Consider the following 1,217-nt stretch of genomic DNA (forward strand, 5'->3'; position numbering starts at 1 on the left):
GAGAAAAGGGAGGGGGAGGTGCGGTGGGGGGGGGGGGAAAAGGAGGGGGAAAAAAACCCCCCCCCCCCCCCCCCCCCCCCCCCCCCCCCCCGCCTCACAGGACGTTTATCCGCCCATCCCCCAGCGGACCGGGGCGATCTGCTTCGACATGATCGTGATCAGCTCGTAGGCGGCGTGCGAGGCCGCGACCGAGGTGATGCCCGCGTGGTCGTACGCGGGCGCGACCTCCACGATGTCCGCGGAGACGAGGTGGCAGTCGGCCAGCCCGCGCAGGATCTCCAGCAGTTCGCGGGAGGTCATGCCGCCCGCCTCGGGCGTACCGGTGCCGGGGGCGTGCGCCGGGTCCAGGACGTCGATGTCGATGGAGACGTAGAGGGGCCGGTCGCCGACGCGCTCGCGCAGCTGCTGGGCTATCTCGTCCACCCCGCGGCGCATCACGTCCGCCGAGGTGACGATCCCGAAGCCGAGCTTGGCGTCCTCGTCGAGGTCCTTCTTGCCGTAGATGGGGCCGCGGGTGCCGACGTGGCAGAGGGCGGAGGTGTCGATGACGCCCTCCTCCACGGCCCGGCGGAACGGCATCCCGTGGGTGTACTGCTGGCCGAAGTAGTCGTCCCAGGTGTCCAGGTGGGCGTCGAAGTGCAGGACCGCGACCGGCCCGTGCTTCTTGGCCACGGAGCGCAGCATCGGCAGGGCGATGGTGTGGTCGCCGCCGAGCGTCATCAGCCGGGCCCCGCCGGAGAGCAGCTCGTCGGCGGCGGCCTCGATGGTCTCCACCGCCTCGGCCGCGTCGAACGGGTTGGCGCTGATGTCTCCGGCGTCCGCGACCTGGCTGTAGTGGAAGGGGTAGACGTCCTGCGCCGGGTTGTAGGGGCGCAGGGTGCGGGACGCCTCGCGGATGGCGTTGCCGCCGAAGCGGGCGCCCGGGCGGTAGGTGACACCGCCGTCGAAGGGGACGCCGACCACGGCGATGTCCGCCTTCTCCACCTGGTCGAGGCGGGGGATCCGGCCGAACGTGGCCTGACCGGCGAAGTGCAGCGTCCTGTCGGTCTCGGTCGGCGGCAGCGGCGGGGTCACGCCGTTGGGCTGGGCGGTCATGGTGCGATCTGTGCCTTTCCAGGGGTCACTGCGGCGGGTTGCCGTGCTTGCGGGACGGCAGGTCGGCGTGCTTGCTGCGGAGCATCGCGAGGGCGCTGATCAGCGTCTCGCGGGTCTCGGCG

At 72.0% G+C, this 1,217-nt stretch carries 1 protein-coding gene; it reads right to left on the reverse strand.

Annotation, left to right across the window (positions count from 1 at the left end; translation table 11 throughout):
- Positions 1–105 precede the first annotated feature (105 nt).
- Positions 106–1,095 (reverse strand): agmatinase, encoded by a 990-nt coding sequence (gene speB / locus ACZ4VL_RS40800; RefSeq protein WP_468211109.1) that lies wholly within the window; start codon positions 1,093–1,095, stop codon positions 106–108.
- Between the last annotated feature and the right edge of the window lie 122 nt (positions 1,096–1,217).

The organism is Streptomyces sp. NPDC029014 (genome assembly GCF_055564695.1).